The 16,971-nt window shown below is 41.7% G+C and carries 19 protein-coding genes, 1 pseudogene, 2 riboswitches and 1 other annotated feature; of the genes and pseudogenes, 7 read left to right on the top strand and 13 right to left on the bottom strand.

Translation table 11 applies throughout. The features are described 5' to 3' along the window. Window position 1: 1 nt before the first annotated feature. A complete protein-coding gene (locus M1D81_RS06600; protein WP_024424649.1) occupies window positions 2-688 on the bottom strand; it encodes a response regulator transcription factor in 687 nt (228 codons plus the stop codon). Window positions 689-1,131: 443 nt separating this feature from the next. On the opposite strand from M1D81_RS06600, the gene M1D81_RS06595 reads away from it, so the two are divergent. The 3 genes from M1D81_RS06595 (at window position 1,132) to M1D81_RS06585 (ending at window position 5,431) form a co-directional block, all read left to right on the top strand. Continuing rightward, window positions 1,132-2,091 (top strand): S8 family peptidase, encoded by a 960-nt coding sequence (locus M1D81_RS06595; RefSeq protein ID WP_456265244.1) that lies wholly within the window; start codon window positions 1,132-1,134, stop codon window positions 2,089-2,091. Window positions 2,092-2,203: 112 nt separating this feature from the next. Continuing rightward, window positions 2,204-2,395, top strand: a riboswitch (cobalamin riboswitch). 152 nt (window positions 2,396-2,547) lie between these two features. Further along, on the top strand, window positions 2,548-4,836 hold the full coding sequence (metE, locus tag M1D81_RS06590; protein ID WP_456265245.1) for a 5-methyltetrahydropteroyltriglutamate--homocysteine S-methyltransferase: 2,289 nt from the start codon (window positions 2,548-2,550) through the stop codon (window positions 4,834-4,836). A 124-nt stretch (window positions 4,837-4,960) separates the two neighbouring features. Next, on the top strand, window positions 4,961-5,431 hold the full coding sequence (locus M1D81_RS06585; protein ID WP_456265246.1) for a nucleoside deaminase: 471 nt from the start codon (window positions 4,961-4,963) through the stop codon (window positions 5,429-5,431). A gap of 84 nt (window positions 5,432-5,515) precedes the next feature. On the opposite strand, the gene M1D81_RS06580 is transcribed toward M1D81_RS06585, so the two are convergent. Beyond that, window positions 5,516-5,932 carry an organic hydroperoxide resistance protein gene (locus M1D81_RS06580; RefSeq protein WP_456265247.1) on the bottom strand — a complete coding sequence of 139 codons (417 nt, stop codon included), beginning with the start codon at window positions 5,930-5,932 and terminating at the stop codon, window positions 5,516-5,518. Window positions 5,933-6,093: 161 nt separating this feature from the next. Between M1D81_RS06580 and M1D81_RS06575 the strand changes: the two genes are divergently transcribed. Then, window positions 6,094-6,540: a MarR family winged helix-turn-helix transcriptional regulator gene (locus M1D81_RS06575; protein ID WP_456265248.1), complete on the top strand. Its 447-nt coding sequence runs from the start codon at window positions 6,094-6,096 to the stop codon at window positions 6,538-6,540. Between the two features lie 33 nt (window positions 6,541-6,573). Here the strand turns inward: M1D81_RS06575 and M1D81_RS06570 are convergent, their stop codons facing one another. From M1D81_RS06570 to purU, 6 genes are all read right to left on the bottom strand, one after another. Continuing rightward, a complete protein-coding gene (locus M1D81_RS06570) occupies window positions 6,574-7,002 on the bottom strand; it encodes an organic hydroperoxide resistance protein (protein WP_456265249.1) in 429 nt (142 codons plus the stop codon). A 172-nt stretch (window positions 7,003-7,174) separates the two neighbouring features. After that, a complete protein-coding gene (locus M1D81_RS06565) occupies window positions 7,175-7,309 on the bottom strand; it encodes a hypothetical protein (RefSeq protein WP_024424642.1) in 135 nt (44 codons plus the stop codon). After that, a complete protein-coding gene (locus M1D81_RS06560; RefSeq protein ID WP_024426809.1) occupies window positions 7,299-8,435 on the bottom strand; it encodes a Rap family tetratricopeptide repeat protein in 1,137 nt (378 codons plus the stop codon). Before M1D81_RS06560 ends, M1D81_RS06565 begins: the two co-directional genes overlap by 11 nt. A gap of 124 nt (window positions 8,436-8,559) precedes the next feature. Continuing rightward, window positions 8,560-9,807, bottom strand: a complete 1,248-nt coding sequence (locus M1D81_RS06555) for a glutamate-5-semialdehyde dehydrogenase (RefSeq protein WP_456265250.1) — start codon at window positions 9,805-9,807, stop codon at window positions 8,560-8,562. 12 nt (window positions 9,808-9,819) lie between these two features. Beyond that, on the bottom strand, window positions 9,820-10,917 hold the full coding sequence (gene proB, locus M1D81_RS06550; RefSeq protein ID WP_456265251.1) for a glutamate 5-kinase: 1,098 nt from the start codon (window positions 10,915-10,917) through the stop codon (window positions 9,820-9,822). Between the two features lie 55 nt (window positions 10,918-10,972). After that, window positions 10,973-11,191, bottom strand: a binding site (T-box leader). Window positions 11,192-11,234: 43 nt separating this feature from the next. Beyond that, window positions 11,235-12,137 (bottom strand): formyltetrahydrofolate deformylase, encoded by a 903-nt coding sequence (purU, locus tag M1D81_RS06545; RefSeq protein ID WP_341319819.1) that lies wholly within the window; start codon window positions 12,135-12,137, stop codon window positions 11,235-11,237. Between the two features lie 161 nt (window positions 12,138-12,298). Here purU and M1D81_RS06540 point away from each other — a divergent pair, with 161 nt between their 5' ends. Then, window positions 12,299-12,484, top strand: a complete 186-nt coding sequence (locus tag M1D81_RS06540) for a hypothetical protein (RefSeq protein ID WP_024424637.1) — start codon at window positions 12,299-12,301, stop codon at window positions 12,482-12,484. A gap of 194 nt (window positions 12,485-12,678) precedes the next feature. Here the strand turns inward: M1D81_RS06540 and M1D81_RS06535 are convergent, their stop codons facing one another. Together M1D81_RS06535 and M1D81_RS06530 are read right to left on the bottom strand one after the other, a co-directional pair. Next, complete coding sequence (locus tag M1D81_RS06535) at window positions 12,679-12,993, bottom strand: DMT family transporter (protein WP_024424636.1); 315 nt, start codon at window positions 12,991-12,993, stop codon at window positions 12,679-12,681. After that, entirely contained in the window at window positions 12,990-13,319 is a 330-nt protein-coding gene (locus M1D81_RS06530) for a DMT family transporter (protein ID WP_025092310.1), read from the bottom strand. The genes M1D81_RS06535 and M1D81_RS06530 overlap by 4 nt, the downstream gene beginning before the upstream one ends. 67 nt (window positions 13,320-13,386) lie before the next feature. Further along, a riboswitch (guanidine-I (ykkC/yxkD leader) is annotated at window positions 13,387-13,496 on the bottom strand. A 222-nt stretch (window positions 13,497-13,718) separates the two neighbouring features. Here M1D81_RS06530 and M1D81_RS06525 point away from each other — a divergent pair. Then, window positions 13,719-13,853, top strand: coding sequence for a YrzI family small protein (locus M1D81_RS06525; RefSeq protein ID WP_456265252.1), 135 nt, complete (start codon window positions 13,719-13,721; stop codon window positions 13,851-13,853). Between the two features lie 144 nt (window positions 13,854-13,997). After that, a pseudogene (locus M1D81_RS06520) lies at window positions 13,998-15,040 on the top strand (bifunctional transcriptional activator/DNA repair enzyme AdaA). 14 nt (window positions 15,041-15,054) lie between these two features. Here M1D81_RS06520 and M1D81_RS06515 read toward each other — a convergent pair. The 3 genes from M1D81_RS06515 to M1D81_RS06505 form a co-directional block, all read right to left on the bottom strand. Further along, window positions 15,055-15,600, bottom strand: coding sequence for a GNAT family N-acetyltransferase (locus tag M1D81_RS06515; protein WP_456265253.1), 546 nt, complete (start codon window positions 15,598-15,600; stop codon window positions 15,055-15,057). 17 nt (window positions 15,601-15,617) lie between these two features. Next, window positions 15,618-16,106 (bottom strand): small multi-drug export protein, encoded by a 489-nt coding sequence (locus M1D81_RS06510; RefSeq protein WP_456265254.1) that lies wholly within the window; start codon window positions 16,104-16,106, stop codon window positions 15,618-15,620. 105 nt (window positions 16,107-16,211) lie between these two features. Then, window positions 16,212-16,970 (bottom strand): HAAS domain-containing protein, encoded by a 759-nt coding sequence (locus M1D81_RS06505; protein ID WP_456265255.1) that lies wholly within the window; start codon window positions 16,968-16,970, stop codon window positions 16,212-16,214. Window position 16,971: the final 1 nt, after the last annotated feature.

Genomic DNA, 16,971 nt, shown 5'->3' with positions numbered 1-16,971 from the left:
TTTATCCTTTCATCACATAACCCACACCTCTCACTGTGTGAATCAGCTGTTTTTCGAATGGGTAATCGATTTTTTTCCTTAAATAACGGATATAGACATCTACCACGTTTGTATCACCGAAATAATCAAAACCCCAAACCGCTGTTAAAAGCTGATCTCTTGTGAGCACTTGCTGCTGATGGTTCAGTAAGTGAACAAGCAGGTCATATTCTCTCGGTGTGAGTTCAAGCATTTGCCCAGCCCTTTGTATTTCTCTTGTTTTCTCGTTGACCGTTAAGTCTGCTATGCTCAGCTCTGTCTCCTTTTCTTCTTGTGCATGTATATTCAACCTTAGCTGTGCACGAATTCGTGCTAATAATTCTTCTATGTCAAAAGGTTTTGTTATATAATCATTCGCCCCAAGATCGAGCCCGCTTACTTTATCAGGAACACTTCCCCTTGCTGTAATCAAAATAATAGGTGTCGCTGTATTTGTCTTCCGAACCCTTCTCAGCACTTCAAGCCCGCTTAACTCTGGAAGCATGACATCAAGCAGTACCAAATCGAAGCTATCTTCTTCAAGAGCCTGAAGCCCGTCTATTCCTGTCTCTTTGACTGTCACCTCATATCCTTCATATTCAAGCTCAAGTGACAGCACCCTTGCGATTTTCTTTTCATCTTCGACTACGAGTATCTTCCCTTTGTTCATCTCTATCTCTCCTATCTAAAAGGCAAGCTTGTCTTTCCATTATTATATGTTGCCTTTCTTATTTGGAACAGTCACAATCTTCACATCTATTTTTTTATGGAGGGAATTATTTTTGAGAAAAAACATTTAACTTGAGCCTTCTTCTCAAGTTGTTACTTCATCTCATTATTTTTTAGTCTGCCTCTTTTAGTTCTATTCACCCATTTTCATCTGTACAGGTGCAACCTCACTATGCAGCATTTCCTTCTTTTTCATATGATATCAAGAGTTTTCTTCAAAAGGTGAGCTCTTTCGTCAATATGTGAGGAGAACTGCACTTTTGATAATAGATTGATTATTTGAAAAATTATTACAATTGACCCTTTCCGATCAAAAGTTTCTTTTATACAATAACATTACGCAGCCTGAATCTACTTTGAAAACAAAATAAGGAGGGCTTTCTTATGAAAGGTGAAATTCGCTTAATTCCGTATGAAGTAAAAGCCAATGTGATGGAAGCGAAAGAGACGCCGGAAAGTATTCAGGAGATTAAAGCACCCGAACTTTGGTCAAGTGGCTTCAAAGGAAAAGGCATAACCATTGCTGTCCTTGATACAGGCTGTGACACAGAGCATCCCGACTTAAAAGATCAGATTATCGGAGGGAAGAACTTTACCGATGATGACGATGGAGATGCTGAAAATGTAAAAGACTACAATGGGCATGGTACCCATGTAGCAGGAACGATTGCCGCAACAGATCAAAATGGCGGAATTTTAGGGGTTGCCCCTGAAGCCAAGCTGCTCATCGTGAAAGTTCTTGGCGGTGAAAATGGCAGCGGAAAATATGAGTGGATCATTGATGGCATCAACTATGCCGTAGAGCAGAAGGTTGATATTATCTCCATGTCTCTCGGTGGTCCAAGCAATGAGCCTGCCCTGCAGGAAGCCATTCAAAATGCGGTAAAAAGCGGTGTGCTTGTTGTATGCGCAGCAGGAAATGAAGGGGACGGGGACGAGCGTACGGAAGAGTTCTCCTACCCAGCAGCATACAATGAAGTCATTGCCGTCGGTTCTGTATCCCTTGCTAGAGAATCCTCTGAATTTTCTAACGCCAATAAAGAAATCGACCTCGTCGCTCCAGGAGAAGACATTTTATCCACTCTCCCTAACCATAAATATGGCCGGCTCACAGGGACTTCAATGGCTGCCCCTCACGTAAGCGGTGCACTCGCCATTATTAAAAATGCCGAAGAAGAAGCGTTCCAGCGCAAGCTGACAGAACCTGAGGTTTATGCTCAGCTTGTCAGAAGAACCCTTCCATTAAAACAGTCGAAAGCCCTTGTAGGGAATGGATTTTTATATTTAACTGCGCCTGATGTCCTTTTAGAAAAAACATTGGAAGCAGATCTTTTATCTCTATAGCTTAAATAGAGGTCCTGAGAAAAGATAGAATTTTCTCAGGATTTTTTTAATTAAAATTATTCAAAATTTACTTTGACGAAATGAAGTGAACGTTATATAATCGAACACAATAAATTCATAGTTTGAGAGTCGGTAATTCGATTACACATCGAATTTTAATTGGGAAGACCGGTGAAAATCCGGCGCGGTCCCGCCACTGTGAGTGAGGAGAGCTTTTCTCAGGAATCCACTGTCATGAGGATGGGAAGGATGAAAAGCTTGCAGATTCACCAGCCAGGATACCAGCCGCTCTATCACATCAAACCCCCTACGGTTGATAGGAGATGTCGGAAAAGCGTCAGTGATACTCACGCCTTATTTCGCACACACATTTTGTCTTTTAAACCAGACATTTACCTCATCAATCTTCATCATTGAGTGTAAATGTCTTTTTATAATTTAGAGGAGGAATTGGAATTGACAATTGTTAAAACAAGTAATCTAGGCTTTCCACGAATTGGTTTAAACAGAGAATGGAAAAAAGCACTTGAGTCTTACTGGAAAGGTCAAACAGACCGCGAAACCCTCTTAAGCACACTGGATGAACAATTTTTAACTGCCATTAAAACACAAATCGATCAACAAATTGATGTTGTTCCTTCTGGAGACTTTACCTTCTATGATCACGTGCTGGATACCGCTGTTATGTTCAATTGGATTCCAGAGCGCTTCCGCAGCTTAAAAGACCCCCTAGAAACATACTTCGCGATGGCAAGGGGAACAAAAGATGCCGTCTCAAGTGAAATGACAAAATGGTTTAATACAAACTATCACTACATCGTTCCAGAATACGAAAAAAGCACAGAATTTAAACTCACACACAACAAACCGCTTGAAGCTTACGAAAAGGTGAAAAAGGCGTTTGGTGTTGAAACAAAACCAGTTGTACTTGGTCTTTATACATTTGTCTCACTTTCTAAAGGTTATGAAGCAAATGAAGTGAAAGAAATCCAGCAGCGTCTAGTGCCGCTTTATACTCAGCTCTTAAAAGAACTTGAAGAAGCCGGCGTCAAATGGGTTCAAATTGATGAACCTGCACTTGTCACAGCTTCAAGTGAAGACGTAAAATCCGTAAAAGAAATCTACCAAACGATCAAAGAAGCCGTACCTGGGTTGAACATTCTTCTTCAAACATACTTTGATTCAGTAGATGCGTATGAAGAGCTTGTCACATATCCTGTTGAAGCAATCGGTCTTGATTTTGTCCATGATCAAGGGCGCAACCTTGATCAAGTGAAAAAGCACGGCTTCCCGAAAGATAAAATTTTAGCAGCAGGCGTCATTGATGGAAGAAATATTTGGAGATCAGACCTTGGCGAAAGATTATCCTTTATTTCTGAAGTCATTGCCGGCGTTCAGCCAAAAGAAGTGTGGCTCCAGCCATCAAGCAGCTTACTGCATGTGCCAGTTGCCAAACACCCAAGTGAACAGCTTGAAGAAAAACTATTCAACGGACTGTCTTATGCCACTGAAAAGCTGGCTGAATTGACATTACTAAAAGAAGGTTTAACAAAAGGAGCAGCTTCCATTGATGCTGATATTAACGAAGCAGCACAAGCACTTCTTACCTTAAAAGAGTTCGCAAAAGGAACAAATGCGGATCTAACAGCGGAACGCAACAATCTTTCATCGAAAGATTTTAAACGTCCAGCGGCCTTTGAAGAACGCCTGCGTATTCAAAACGAATCTCTTAATCTCCCGCTTCTACCAACAACAACAATTGGCAGCTTCCCGCAGTCTCCCGAAGTGCGCAGTGCTCGTCAAAAATGGCGCAAAAATGAGTGGACAGATGCAGAGTATGATGAGTTTATTAAGAAAGAAACAAAACGATGGATTGATATTCAAGAAGAAATTGGCTTGGATGTGCTCGTACATGGAGAATTTGAACGTACGGACATGGTTGAATACTTCGGCGAGAAGCTGGCCGGATTTGCCTTTACGAAATTTGCTTGGGTACAATCCTATGGATCACGTTGCGTGAAGCCGCCAATCATTTATGGAGATGTAGAGTTTACAGAGCCAATGACAGTGAAAGAGACGGTTTACGCGCAAAGCTTAACAGAGAAAAAAGTCAAGGGCATGCTGACAGGACCTGTTACCATCTTAAACTGGTCTTTCCCAAGAACAGATATCTCTCGCAAAGACATTGCTTTCCAAATCGCTTTCGCTTTGCGTAAAGAGGTAGAAGCTTTAGAAGCAGCTGGTATTCAAGTGATCCAAGTGGATGAGCCTGCGCTAAGAGAAGGACTTCCGCTCAAAGAAAGTGATTGGTCAGAATATTTAAACTGGGCAGCAGAATCATTCCGTTTATCCACATCATCCGTTCAAAATGAAACACAAATTCATACACATATGTGCTACAGTAACTTCGAGGATATTGTCGATACAATCGAAGACTTGGATGCTGACGTGATTACAATTGAACATTCACGCAGTCATGGCGGATTCCTCGATTACTTAGAAAAGCACCCGTATTTGAAAGGACTTGGACTAGGCGTTTATGACATCCATAGCCCGCGCGTTCCATCTGTTGAAGAAATGAGCGAAATCATTGATGATGCGCTGAACGTTTGTCCGACAGATCGCTTCTGGGTGAACCCGGATTGTGGTCTAAAAACTAGACAAGAGCCTGAAACCATTGCTGCTTTGAAAAACATGGTCACAGCTGCTGAAGTCGCTCGTAAAAAGCTGGCGCAGCACGCTTAATTGAATGTCTCTCCCCTGCTGAACTTGGCAGGGGTTTTTTATGCGCATCTTCTACTATGATGATTTCATTTCTAGCATGATTCGTTTATACTAGAGAAGTCAGTCGAACAAAGGGAGGAAGACAATGAATCACGAAGATTTTTTACAACGCGCAATTGATCTTGCAGTAGAAGGAGTCAATCATGGTACTGGCGGCCCCTTTGGAGCAGTCATTGTCAAGGATGGTCAGATTATTGCAGAGGGCAGCAACAGCGTAACAACGAGTAACGATCCAACCGCACATGCAGAAGTCACAGCCATTCGAAAAGCGTGCCAAACTCTACATACATACCAATTAGAAGATTGCATTCTATACACAAGCTGCGAGCCTTGTCCGATGTGCCTTGGCGCTATTTACTGGGCTAGACCGAAAGCGGTATATTTTGCTGCTGGACATCAAGATGCAGCGGATTCTGGTTTTGATGACTCATTTATTTATGAAGAAATCAACAAAGAATACGAAGCAAGAAATATACCATTTTACAAACTGACACCTCAAAAAACCCTTGCACCATTTGAAGCATGGGAAGCATATGATAAAAAGAAAGAATATTAAAAAAAGACACCTGCTCGTAAGCAGGTGTCCAGATTGATGACAAAGGGCTAAAAGGGTTTTATTTTAGCCCTTTGTCTTTCACGATTACTCCGCCACTTCAAGCTCTACTTCAATGTTCCCTCTTGTTGCTTTTGAATATGGACAGAATTCATGTGCAGCATGGACAAGCTCTTTCACTTTGTCATCATCATGACCTTTCGCAGACACAATCAGCTTTACGCCAAGCTTAAAGCCGCCGTCGCTTTCATCTTTTAAAAGACTGACATGTCCTTCTACTTCCGATTCTATTTCTACCCCTTGCTTCTTTGCTACCTGCTCAAGAGCTCCTCCGAAACAAGCTGCATAGCCTGCTGCAAATAATTGCTCTGGGTTTGTACCAGTCTCTCCATCTTTCTTTGCGTTAGGCATGACAATGTTATGGTCGAGCACACCATCCTCTGAACGAACATGTCCAGCTCTTCCATGCTGCGCCTTTACTTTTGCTGTGAATAATGGTTTCATCTTCATCTCCTCCTTCATCTATTGATCCTTTTCACGTTCTATTCATTTCTCAAACATTTATCGCACATTGAAGAATTTTTCATTTTTCGTCTGTATTTATTTTAAAAAGGAAGAAAATCTTATACAATGATAAGTATGACAAAAAATAGTTGGTGACTGACATGACAAATGAATTTGAACATATGAAGCTGGAAAATCAGCTTTGTTTCTTGTTATATGCAAGTTCACGAGAGATGACGAAGCAGTATAAACCGTTGTTAGAAGAATTAAACATTACGTACCCGCAATATTTGGCACTGCTTTTATTGTGGGAGCATGGAACATTAAATGTGAAAACGATGGGAGAGCTTCTCTATTTAGACTCCGGTACACTCACACCCATGCTGAAACGAATGGAGCAAAACGGAATCATTATCCGAGAACGTTCGAAAGAGGATGAGCGGTCTGTGCAAATTCGTTTAACGGAATATGGAGAGCAGCTAAAAGAAAAGGCCGCTGTGATTCCGTCTCACATGCTGACTGGGACAGGCAGATCGGAAGAAGAACTAAGAACACTGCGTGCCTCTTTACATGAGCTTTTGCAACATTTAACACAATCAAAAGGCTGAGGGAATGTTCCCTCAGCCTTTTATTGATATCTATTATTGTGCGACAGCTACTAGTTCTACTTCGATGTTTCCTTGAGTTGCTTTTGAATATGGGCATACGCCGTGTGCTTTATGAACAAGTTCTTCTAATACTGACTGCTCAATGCCAGTTCCCTTTACTTCTAATTGAACGCCTAGTTTGAAGCCGCCATCTGAACTGTCTTTTAATAAGCTGACATGTGCTGTTACTTCACTTTCAAAACGGATACGCTCTTGTCTTGCTAACATTTGAAGGGCTGAATCAAAACATGCAGAGTAGCCTGCTGCAAATAATTGCTCTGGATTTGTTGCTTTTTCAAGTTTTTTTGCTCTTGGTGTTCCAGGCATTGCAACATCATGTTCAAGCACACCATCTGTTGAAACAACCTTTCCTTCTCTTCCTCCGACAGCTGATACCGTTGCTGTAAATAAAACGTCTGACATGAATATAACCCTCTTTCTCTCCAATAATATTTTCTACAATTTAATTGTACACAATTTAAATTGTAGAGTCAATCAATAAATACTCTTTTTTAAGTTATCCTGCCTGAATCCTTTTTATGAGCATGTCCGGAAATTGTTAGACAGTAAAAAAAAAGCCCTTTAACAAGGGCTTTCAGATCGTATCATGCTGCGGATTCGGTTGTTCTAGCGTATGGTTTCTGTTATCTGGGTCGGCATTTGCTGCTGCCAGCCACAATGCCATGATGGTGATGCTTGTACAGACGACTGCCCATTTTTTAAAATTCATATAAACAATCCCCTCTCTGAATATAGATTCGAGCATGTTCCGCTTCCCCATAGAACATGGAAGATTTTTCATAATCCCCCATTTCATTATAATACTTTGCGGTATCTAATGCCAGCTCCTCTATATCTGGATATGCATAGGCAGACTCTAAAAAATGGAAAATTCGTTTAATATGCTCAGCATCTTGTCTTAAATACAATGCTTCTAGAAATATGGTTTTCTGAATATGAATGTCATCTTGAAGAGCTTCTGCTCGCTTCATACATTCTTCTCTGTAGTGTAATGCTTCTTCGTGTTTTCCTTGTTTGTATAATATCTGAGCGGCTGTATAAAGAGGATCTATAGATCGACGAAGATGATCGGATTGATTTTGATCAAATAACGAGATGGATTCTTTCATTAATTCGAGTGCGCGGCCCAAGTCTCCCATTCGGTAATAACTGTTGCCCATATTAAACAAAGAGGAGGCAATAAAACGCACATTCTGAAACTCTCTTGATCTCGCAAGTGCTCTTTCAAGATGTGGTAATGCTTTTTCATGCCTTCTCATATCATCGTAGTTACCGGCCACAATAAATTCACACTGAATCGTGCGAAGCGCATACAGTTCATGCTGAACATAAACATCCAGCGCTAGTTTAGCATGGTGCATCGAGATATGAGTTTGTTTCATGTGATAATATATTTCTGACATTTTAAAATGAAATTCCGCACGTTCAATATCATCTGATACAAAAGAAAGCTTATGCTCTGCCTTTTGATAAGACGATATGGCAGCAATATACTCCCTCCGCCCGAATTCATACATGCCTCTAAAAAAATGATAGTAGTATTCAAGCATGCCTGTGACATGCGTTTGATGCTCATCTATTTCTTTCGAAAGCTCGGAAAAGTTGGCGCGAAGCTTTCCTTCCTTTAATGGCTTTAAATAATCGAGCATGACCTCATGCCTAAATTCCATTAAAGAAAAATAGAGAAGCAAATTCTGATCTTCTTCCATTGAATCAAGAGAGGTGCGAATTTCCTGTTTTAACTGTTCTGCTTGTTCTGAATCAAATCTGCGGATTAATTCATACCACTTGTTGATTTTCACTCCAATATCCGAAGAGGGAATGATTTTCGCCATACGTTGCCTTCTCCAATCTTCTCAAAATATAAAACATTACCATATTTTATCATACTTGACCGGAGAAATACAAAAATGAAAGAAAAAAGAGAGCCTGTTGTCACAAGACTCTCTTTAAAATTCGTTATTCTCTTATTTGTCCTTGACCACGAATGACAAATTTTTCAGATGTTAAGGCTGGCAGACCCATTGGCCCTCTTGCATGAAGTTTTTGCGTGCTAATTCCTATTTCCGCTCCATAACCAAATTCAAAGCCATCTGTGAAACGAGTAGAGGCATTATGATAAACAGCGGCAGCATCGACAGCTGTTAAGAAAAGGGCTGCATGCTCATCGTTTTCCGTAATGATCGCTTCAGAGTGCTTAGAGCTATATGTTTGAATATGCTGAATCGCTTGTTCTATGTTTTCTACAATTTTAATACTGACAATCGGTGCTAAAAACTCCGTTGCATAGTCCTCTGCTGTTGCTAATGCAGCACTAGGAGCAAGCGCACAAACGGCTTCATCACCGCGTATTTCTACCCCATTTGATTGAAGGGCTTCAAATAACAAAGCACCGTATATTTTTGCCCAAGTTTCATGAATGACAATGCTCTCAATCGCATTACAAACAGAAGGTCTTTGAGTTTTGGCATTGAGCACAATCCGCTCAGCCATTTCGTTTTTCGCTGTTTCATCAATATAGATATGACAATTTCCTGCACCTGTCTCAAGCACCGGCACAGTTGACTCTCTCACGACAAGATCAATTAAATTCTTCCCGCCGCGCGGAATGAGGACATCCAGGTATTCATTTAAGGTGAACAGCGTTTTCGCCGTTTCACGGCCAGTATCTTCAATCAATTGCACACTGTCTACTGGAATATCCGTCGTATGAAGCGCTTCATGAATCACCTTTACAATCGCTTTATTACTATGAATAGCAGATGAGCTTCCGCGCAGAATCACAGCATTCCCAGTTTTCAAGCAAAGGGTCGCAGCATCGACTGTCACGTTTGGTCTTGCTTCATAAATCATTCCAACCGTTCCAAGCGGTACACGAACCTTTTCGATGAACAGACCGTTTTCTTTCTGAATGGTTTCTAACGTTTCACCAATTGGATCTGTTAGCTGAATGAGTTGAAGGGTCGCGTCTGCAATGGCTTCAATTCTCTCTTCTGTGAGTGTAATCCGGTCAATGACAGATGGCGTGAACTGCTTTTCTTCAGCAGCCTGAACATCCTTTTGGTTCTCTTCTATTAAATAAGCTGAAGATGCTTTTAGTGCACTGGCAATGGCGTGCAGGGCAGCATTTTTTTGTTCCGTCGTTTTTAGAAGCAGCTGATCTTTGGCTGCACTTGCTTTTTTTGCTTTTTCAAGAACTTCATTCATCGTATTCCCTCCTCAGTTTTGTACATGCTGTACCCAGTGATCTCGGTGTATGACCTCAGGCTTCTCTTTTGCAAGCTCGTCACTTCGCATTCCTTTAATGCCGAGAAGCTCGTCGGAGGCGTACAAGGTTTGTCCCTTACCAACTAATCCGTTTGGACCGACGACTTCTACGACTTCTCCTTTAGAAAAGTCACCAGCGACATCAATAACTCCTGCCGGAAGAAGGCTTCTGCCATTATGCAAAATCGCCGCTTCCGCTCCTGCATCAATCATGATCGTCCCAGAGACCGGTGAGTGGAATTGAATCCATTGACGGCGGTTGTTCACAGCTGATAAATCCTGTTCACCGATATACGTTCCGTCGCCTTGACCCGCAAGTATGCGAAGCAGCTTGTCTTCCCCAGTGCCTGTGCCAATGAAGACTTTCACGCCAAGTGAAAGTGCCGTTTGTGCAGCTGAGAGCTTCGATTTCATTCCGCCTGTTCCAACCTTTGAACCGGTGCTCTTTGCATATGAAAACAATTCTTCTGAAATGTGGGTCAGGACATCAAATCGCTTCGCCTCAGGATGCTCATTTGGATTTGCATCATAAATGCCATTGATGTCTGTTAATATGATCAATTGGTCTGCATGGATTAATCCACTGACAAGAGCTGACAGCATGTCATTATCCCCAAAGGTAAGCTCCTCGATGGAGACTGAATCATTTTCGTTTATGATCGGCAAGATTTTTCTTTCAAGCAGCTCCATCATCGTTGCGTACGCATTTCGATATCTTGTTCGATCTGAAAAGTCATTACGTGTTAAAAGCATTTGAGCAGGTGTCATATGAAACTGTGAAAAAAGCTCTGTATATTTCTGCATTAACAAACCCTGTCCAACGGCGGCAGCTGCCTGTTTCCCCTTTAAGGTCACAGGTCTTGATGGATAGCCTAAACTGCCAAATCCTGCTGCAACGGCTCCTGATGAAATTAAAATGATTTCATGACCTGCTTCTTTGAGCTTTGCTATGGCTCTTACATGATCCTGCATCTTTTGTTCATCAATGGCTCCTTTTTGCTCTGTTAAAGAACTGCTGCCAATTTTTATGACGATCCTTTGCTTTTTCATCCTTGATTCCCTCCGCTATACCTTTAGGCACAAAAAAATCCCTATTTCTCCTTATGTAAAGGACGAAAAGGGATTTTCCGTGGTACCACCTTCATTGAATAAGCATGCGATCTGCTTATTCCACTCAACTCCTGTAACGCCAGGCACGCGCTTAGATTTTTCCTCTAAGGCTCAAAGGGCAGGTTCAGCAGCTGTCTGCGGCAAATGTTTCAGCACATCATTTGCTCTCTTTACGCATCAGTTCCTGCTTACTATTCCTTTTCAACGCTCGTTAATTTTTTTATATTATCACCAATTGCTAAAGAAAAGTCAAGCGGTCAATTAAAGACAATCGTTTTATTCTCATGAACAATAATGCGATCTTCAAGGTGCCATTTGACAGCACGTGCAAGCACACTGCGCTCAATTGTCCGGCCAATATTTTTTAGGGCTTCCGCATCATCCCGGTGATCGACCCGCTCAATATCCTGTTCAATGATCGGGCCTTCGTCTAAATCATTGGTGACATAATGAGAAGTCGCACCAATTAATTTGACCCCCCGCTCATATGCCCGCTTGTATGGGTTTGCACCAATAAACGCTGGCAGGAAGGAATGATGAATATTAATGATTTTGTTCGGATGCTCTTCAATGAATCCAGGCGTTAAAATTTGCATGTATCTGGCAAGCACAACCACATCAATGTCGTACTCTTCTAATAAGGCGAGCTGCTCTTTTTCAGCTTCTTTGCGAATGTCTTTGTTCGCCTTTACAAAATGGAATGGGATTCCAAGCGCTTCTACTGTATCTTTTGCCGTTTCATGATTGCTGATCACAACTGCGATTTCAGCCATTAAATTTCCGCTTTGCCATTCCCACAGCAGCTCATGCAGACAATGAAGCTCTTTTGAGACAAAGATTGCCAGCTTTTTAAGCTCACTTGCACGCGACATGCTCCACGTCATTTGAAATGATGCTGCGATTGGCTCAAAACTATTTTTCAATTGATCCATATTCGCCGAGATGTCTTTCCAATCAAATTCAATCCTTAAAAAGAACCGGCCGCTTTCATGATCGGTTGTGTATTGGCTGGATTCAATGATGTTCGCTCCGTGCTCAAATAAAAAGGAAGAAACAGCTGATACAATACCAGGCTGATCTGGGCAGCTGACAAGTAATCTGCCTTTTTGCTCGTGCTTTTGTCTGTGTAATTCAAGTTTCTCTGTAATCAATGTTCTCATGTATCATGACCTCATTTGCGTTTTCATTCTAATGAAATATTATACTGGACTGGAAAGAGAAAAAGCAATGAAGAGTCCATTTTTTATTGAATATTCATTCAATTCTGCACCTAGCGTGATATAATGTGAGTAGACCTTTTATCACAAAAGGAGTGATGGAGATGAAAAGCATGACTTTGTTTGGTAAAGTGAGCTTTTGGCTCGGCATCGTATGTCTGATCACAGGTATTTATCTTTTTATGGCCGGTGAGAGACTCATTCCTTTGCTCACATTTGGTGTCTGTTTTCTTCTAGTGAGTCAGCTTTACCGCAAAAATGAAAACGATTCCAATCATCATTCAATGTAACAAAAAAGGGCTGAAATGATTTTTATTTTAGCCCTTTGTCTTCTTTTTCAGCGTGATAGAAAACCTTTGCAGTCTAGAAAGAACGAGCACCAGAGCGGAGCGTTTGACATTCGTGAGTACCGGTACACAGGCCTGACAAAGAATGCGAGGGTTTGTCTACATGCTGAGGCTGGCAGACAGATGACAGCCTTTTCTTATTCAATGATTTTTAACCCGACCGCCGCAGATAAAATCAGTGCGATAAAGAATATACGTTTTGCGTCCTTCGACTCACCGTAAAACAGCATGCCGACAATGGCTCCTCCAGCAGCTCCAATGCCAGTCCAAATGGCGTATGCCGTTCCCATCGGAATTGTATTCATCGCAAGAGAGAGCATGAGAAAGGACAGCGAAAATCCAGCGGCAATGAATAAAATCCATTTGACATGCCGGTCTTTCTGGAATTGATTCATCATGGTGACACAAAGCATTTCTAAAATGCCTGCACCAATGAGTAAAAGCCAGCTCATGATTCAGTCTCTCCTTTCTTTTCACCTGTGGTTAGTTTAAGTCCTAATACACCGCTTAAAAGCACCATAATTAAAAGTAATTTCACTAGCTGTACCGGCTCTCCCAGTACCATACCTACTATGACAGTACCTGCTGTGCCGAGCCCTGTGAAAACGGCATAAAGTGTGCCAACTGGCAGTACAGTCGTGGCTTTCAGGAGTAAGTAAAAGCTCACGACAATACAAACGATGGTTGCGGCCCATTCCAATAAAGAGTCAGCATATTTCAGCCCCATCACCCAGCCGACTTCAAAGATCGCTGCAATCAATACATTTCCCCATTTCATCCGATTCTCTTCCTTTCTGAACGATTCCAAGCAATAAAAAAAGCCCGGAAATCGATCGTTTGATCAAATCTCCCGGGCTTTTATCCCTCCGTGTCCATACGGTCTATTGTCTAGACCCTATGTGTTTTCTCTCGGTCCAGACTGCGCCACCCGCACGGAACCCTAGAAAACCAATTCATCATAAGCAGATCTGACTTAAAGCAGATTCTGTGTGTCAAAATTGTATCACACCCCGAAATACCGGTCTACCGCATTGCTTTCCACTTGCAAATATACTTGTTCATTTTTCGAAAGAATTTTTATGGAGCCGCCGTATACTAAGTGTTAGAAACAGGTCCACTGATAAAGAAGATTTGCGGGCTGATTCGCGTGCTGCGGACTGAAGGGAAATGAGCGTATATGACAATCCATTTATTTTTTATGACATTGACGATCAAGCGTAAATACAAGGACATGGAGACCGTACTTTACGAACAAGAAGTTGAAGCATTTTATGAAGAAATGAAACAAAAGCAGCTAAAATGTATGAACTAAATCAGGAACGATCACATCGCTGATATAATGAAATCAGATTGATGCGATGAACGTTCAACTTTAGGATGATGTATTTACAGATCATCCGTTGTACTCCAAACAATGCTGAAAAAACATTTTATAGAAATCAAGAGGTGGATCCATATGATGATGACCGATGAACAAAAACATGAATTTTATCAAGCACTTGTTGACAAGAATCCGCAATATGACGGCACATTCTTTGCCTGTATTAAGACAACCGGTATCTTCTGTCATGCCACATGTACGGCCAGAAAGCCAAAATTTGAAAACTGTGAGTTTTTCTTTACAGCGGAGGAAGCACTGCTGGCAGGGTATCGCCCGTGCAAGCGCTGCACACCATTAACATACCCTAACAGCATTCCTGAAGAAGTCAAAACACTCGTTTCAGCAGTAGAAAAAAATCCTGAGAAACGCTGGAAGGAAGAGGACTTCCGCCAATTAGGGATTCACTCTGCCACAGCTCGAAGAAAGTTTAAAGACATTTACGGCATGACCTTTGTTCAATATGCAAGATCACGCCGAATGGGACTTGCCTTTAAAGAAATTTTGAACGGAAAAAAGTAATCGATCAGCAGGTCACTTTCGGCTATGAATCTTCAAGTGCCTTCAATGATGCTTTTACGAAAATCATGGGAAATCCCCCTAAAAAAGCGCAGATTCACATTCTCTATGCTAATTTTATTTCCACACCGATCGGGCGAATGATGAGTGTGACAGATGCCACACATGTGTATTTACTGGAGTTTATGGACAGGCGGGGACTCGAAAAAGAAATTGAAACATTAAGAAAGAAGCATCATGCCCGCATTTTAGTTGGAGAAACAAACGTCCATCAGCAATTAGCAAAGGAATTGGCCTTATATTTTGAGAAAAAGCTGACCAAGTTTACTGTACCGCTTTCTTTACATGGCACCCCTTTTCAAATGAAGGTGTGGGACCAGCTCTCACTAATTCCAGCAGGCGAAACGAGATCCTATCGAGATCTAGCCACGAAACTAGGCGATCCGCATTTGGTTCGTGCCGTTGGTAATGCAAATGGTGCCAATCAATTGGCGATTATCATTCCCTGCCACCGCGTGATTCAAACAAGTGGTGAGCTTGGAGGCTACGGCGGAGGGATTGAACGGAAGAAATATTTGCTTCAGTTAGAACAGCGTGCATAAAAAAACGGCTCTGCTTATTCGGTAAGCGAGCCGTTTTCTCCGTTACGGGTGATGCTGTATACATCAATGATTTGGTCCCATTTTGAAATGGTTTTTTCTTTTTTCATGCCCATTTTTAAAGCAACCTTCACCGACGCTTCATTCTCAGGACGAATTAGGCTGACCATCCGTCTGACCTTCATTTCTTCAAATCCATAGGTAAGGCAGCCATTTGCAGCCTCAGCAGCATAGCCATTCCCCCACGCCGCTTTCTTTAGCATATAGCCAATCTCAAGCTCCGTTTGTCCTTCAATGTTTTGCAGAACAATGCCGCTTTGTCCAAGTCGTTCATTTGTTTCTTTATCTTCGATGATCCATAGCGAGGTGTGGTACGTGCGGTCATTTTTTTGATTCCATGCAATCCACTCTTTTGTCTGCTGTTCATTCTTCAAAGAAGGATAATACTTCATCACTTCTTCATCCTGGAACAGCTCGTCATATAAAAATGACGCATCATGTTCATTCATCGTTCTCAGTTTCAGGCGCTCTGTTTCAAATACTGTTCTTGTTTGAACTGTCATTGATGATCCCCCCTTTTTTACTTGCTAAAAATATCTCCGAACAATCCATTTGAATCTGGGGCAAAGTAATGGAAGCCCGCACCGGTTAAACTTGCAGCCAGCGCTGTCCACATCATTATACTGACAGTCATCCACACCGCGACTTGCTTTCTTTTCGTTCCAAAGCTCATGCACATCAAGGCGGCTAAATGACTGCCGATGATAAAAGGTCCTATGAGTGCTAACCCAGGCAGACCGTATCGTTCCCAAATTTTTCTCGCCCGCAGCTGCTTTTTCTCTCCTTTTTCATCACCTTTTTCCTCTTTTCTTTTTAACCACCATGCTTTAAACCGGTCCACGAACACAATGAGAAGCAAGACTGTCAAAAAGTTGCCGATAAATCCAATCACAGCCGTTGTCACAGGATGCAGCCCACTTAAGATTGCGAATGGAACGACACCAATCACTTCAAAAAAAGGCAAGGCAGCCAATACAAAAACGAGTACATATCCCCATACGATATCCAAAAACAGAACCCCTTTTCATTTTTGTCCTCTCCCCATTGTAATGAAAAAGACAATTCCATTTCTACATTTTTTTAGAAAAAGAAAAGCACATCGGATAGGATGTGCTCAGTTTACATTCGTATTTTCATTTTTCTTATTTGTCCGGCGCAGTACAATGAATATAAGCCCTATTAAAATCACAATAGATAGCAGACTTTGCAGCAAAATCACACTTGGTGACGTCCAGCCAATCCATTCGAATATGAGCTGCGGTCCGAAAAAGATAATCGGAATCAATGAAACGACATTCGCCTTTAAGATTGCATTAAATACAACGATACATAGCAGCATGAGAAAAATGACGCCCCACCTATGGTCAGAGGAAAGCACAAGCAGTGGTGTGCCAAGTTTTTGATCCAATAGTTTGATTGTCACCATCGCTGTCAGCTGAAAGATTCCTAACATCCAAAAGTAGAGAAATACCCGGCTGCTTGTTTGAAAGGCGGACGCTCTAAACATCACAATGATCATGATGACATTGGCCACTAAAACGAGCGGATATCCAATCAAAGCAAACCAAGAATAGGATAAGTTTTGGCTGATTGCATCTGCTAAAATCATGTAAAAAAGCGATCCAATTAAGAAAGCACTGACGAATGGCACCCAGTCTTTATGATTTCCTGACAGCTCTTTTGCCAGTTCATCAGCATAGCTCCGCGGATCTCCGCCGAACACATCCTCACCTGTTTTGCCGTCTTTTTCAGCTTCAACTGCATGTGTGGTCAGTTCGTCCATCAGCTCATCGATTTCATCCTGATTTTTTCCCTTTGATATGAGATAAAGTTGCAGCTCTAGTAGAATGTGTCGTGTTTCTTTTGATACCATA

The sequence above is a fragment of the Bacillus sp. JZ105 genome, assembly GCF_053903125.1.
The sequence above is the reverse complement of the archived record's forward strand: the minus strand, read 5'-3'. Positions and strand labels throughout refer to the sequence as shown.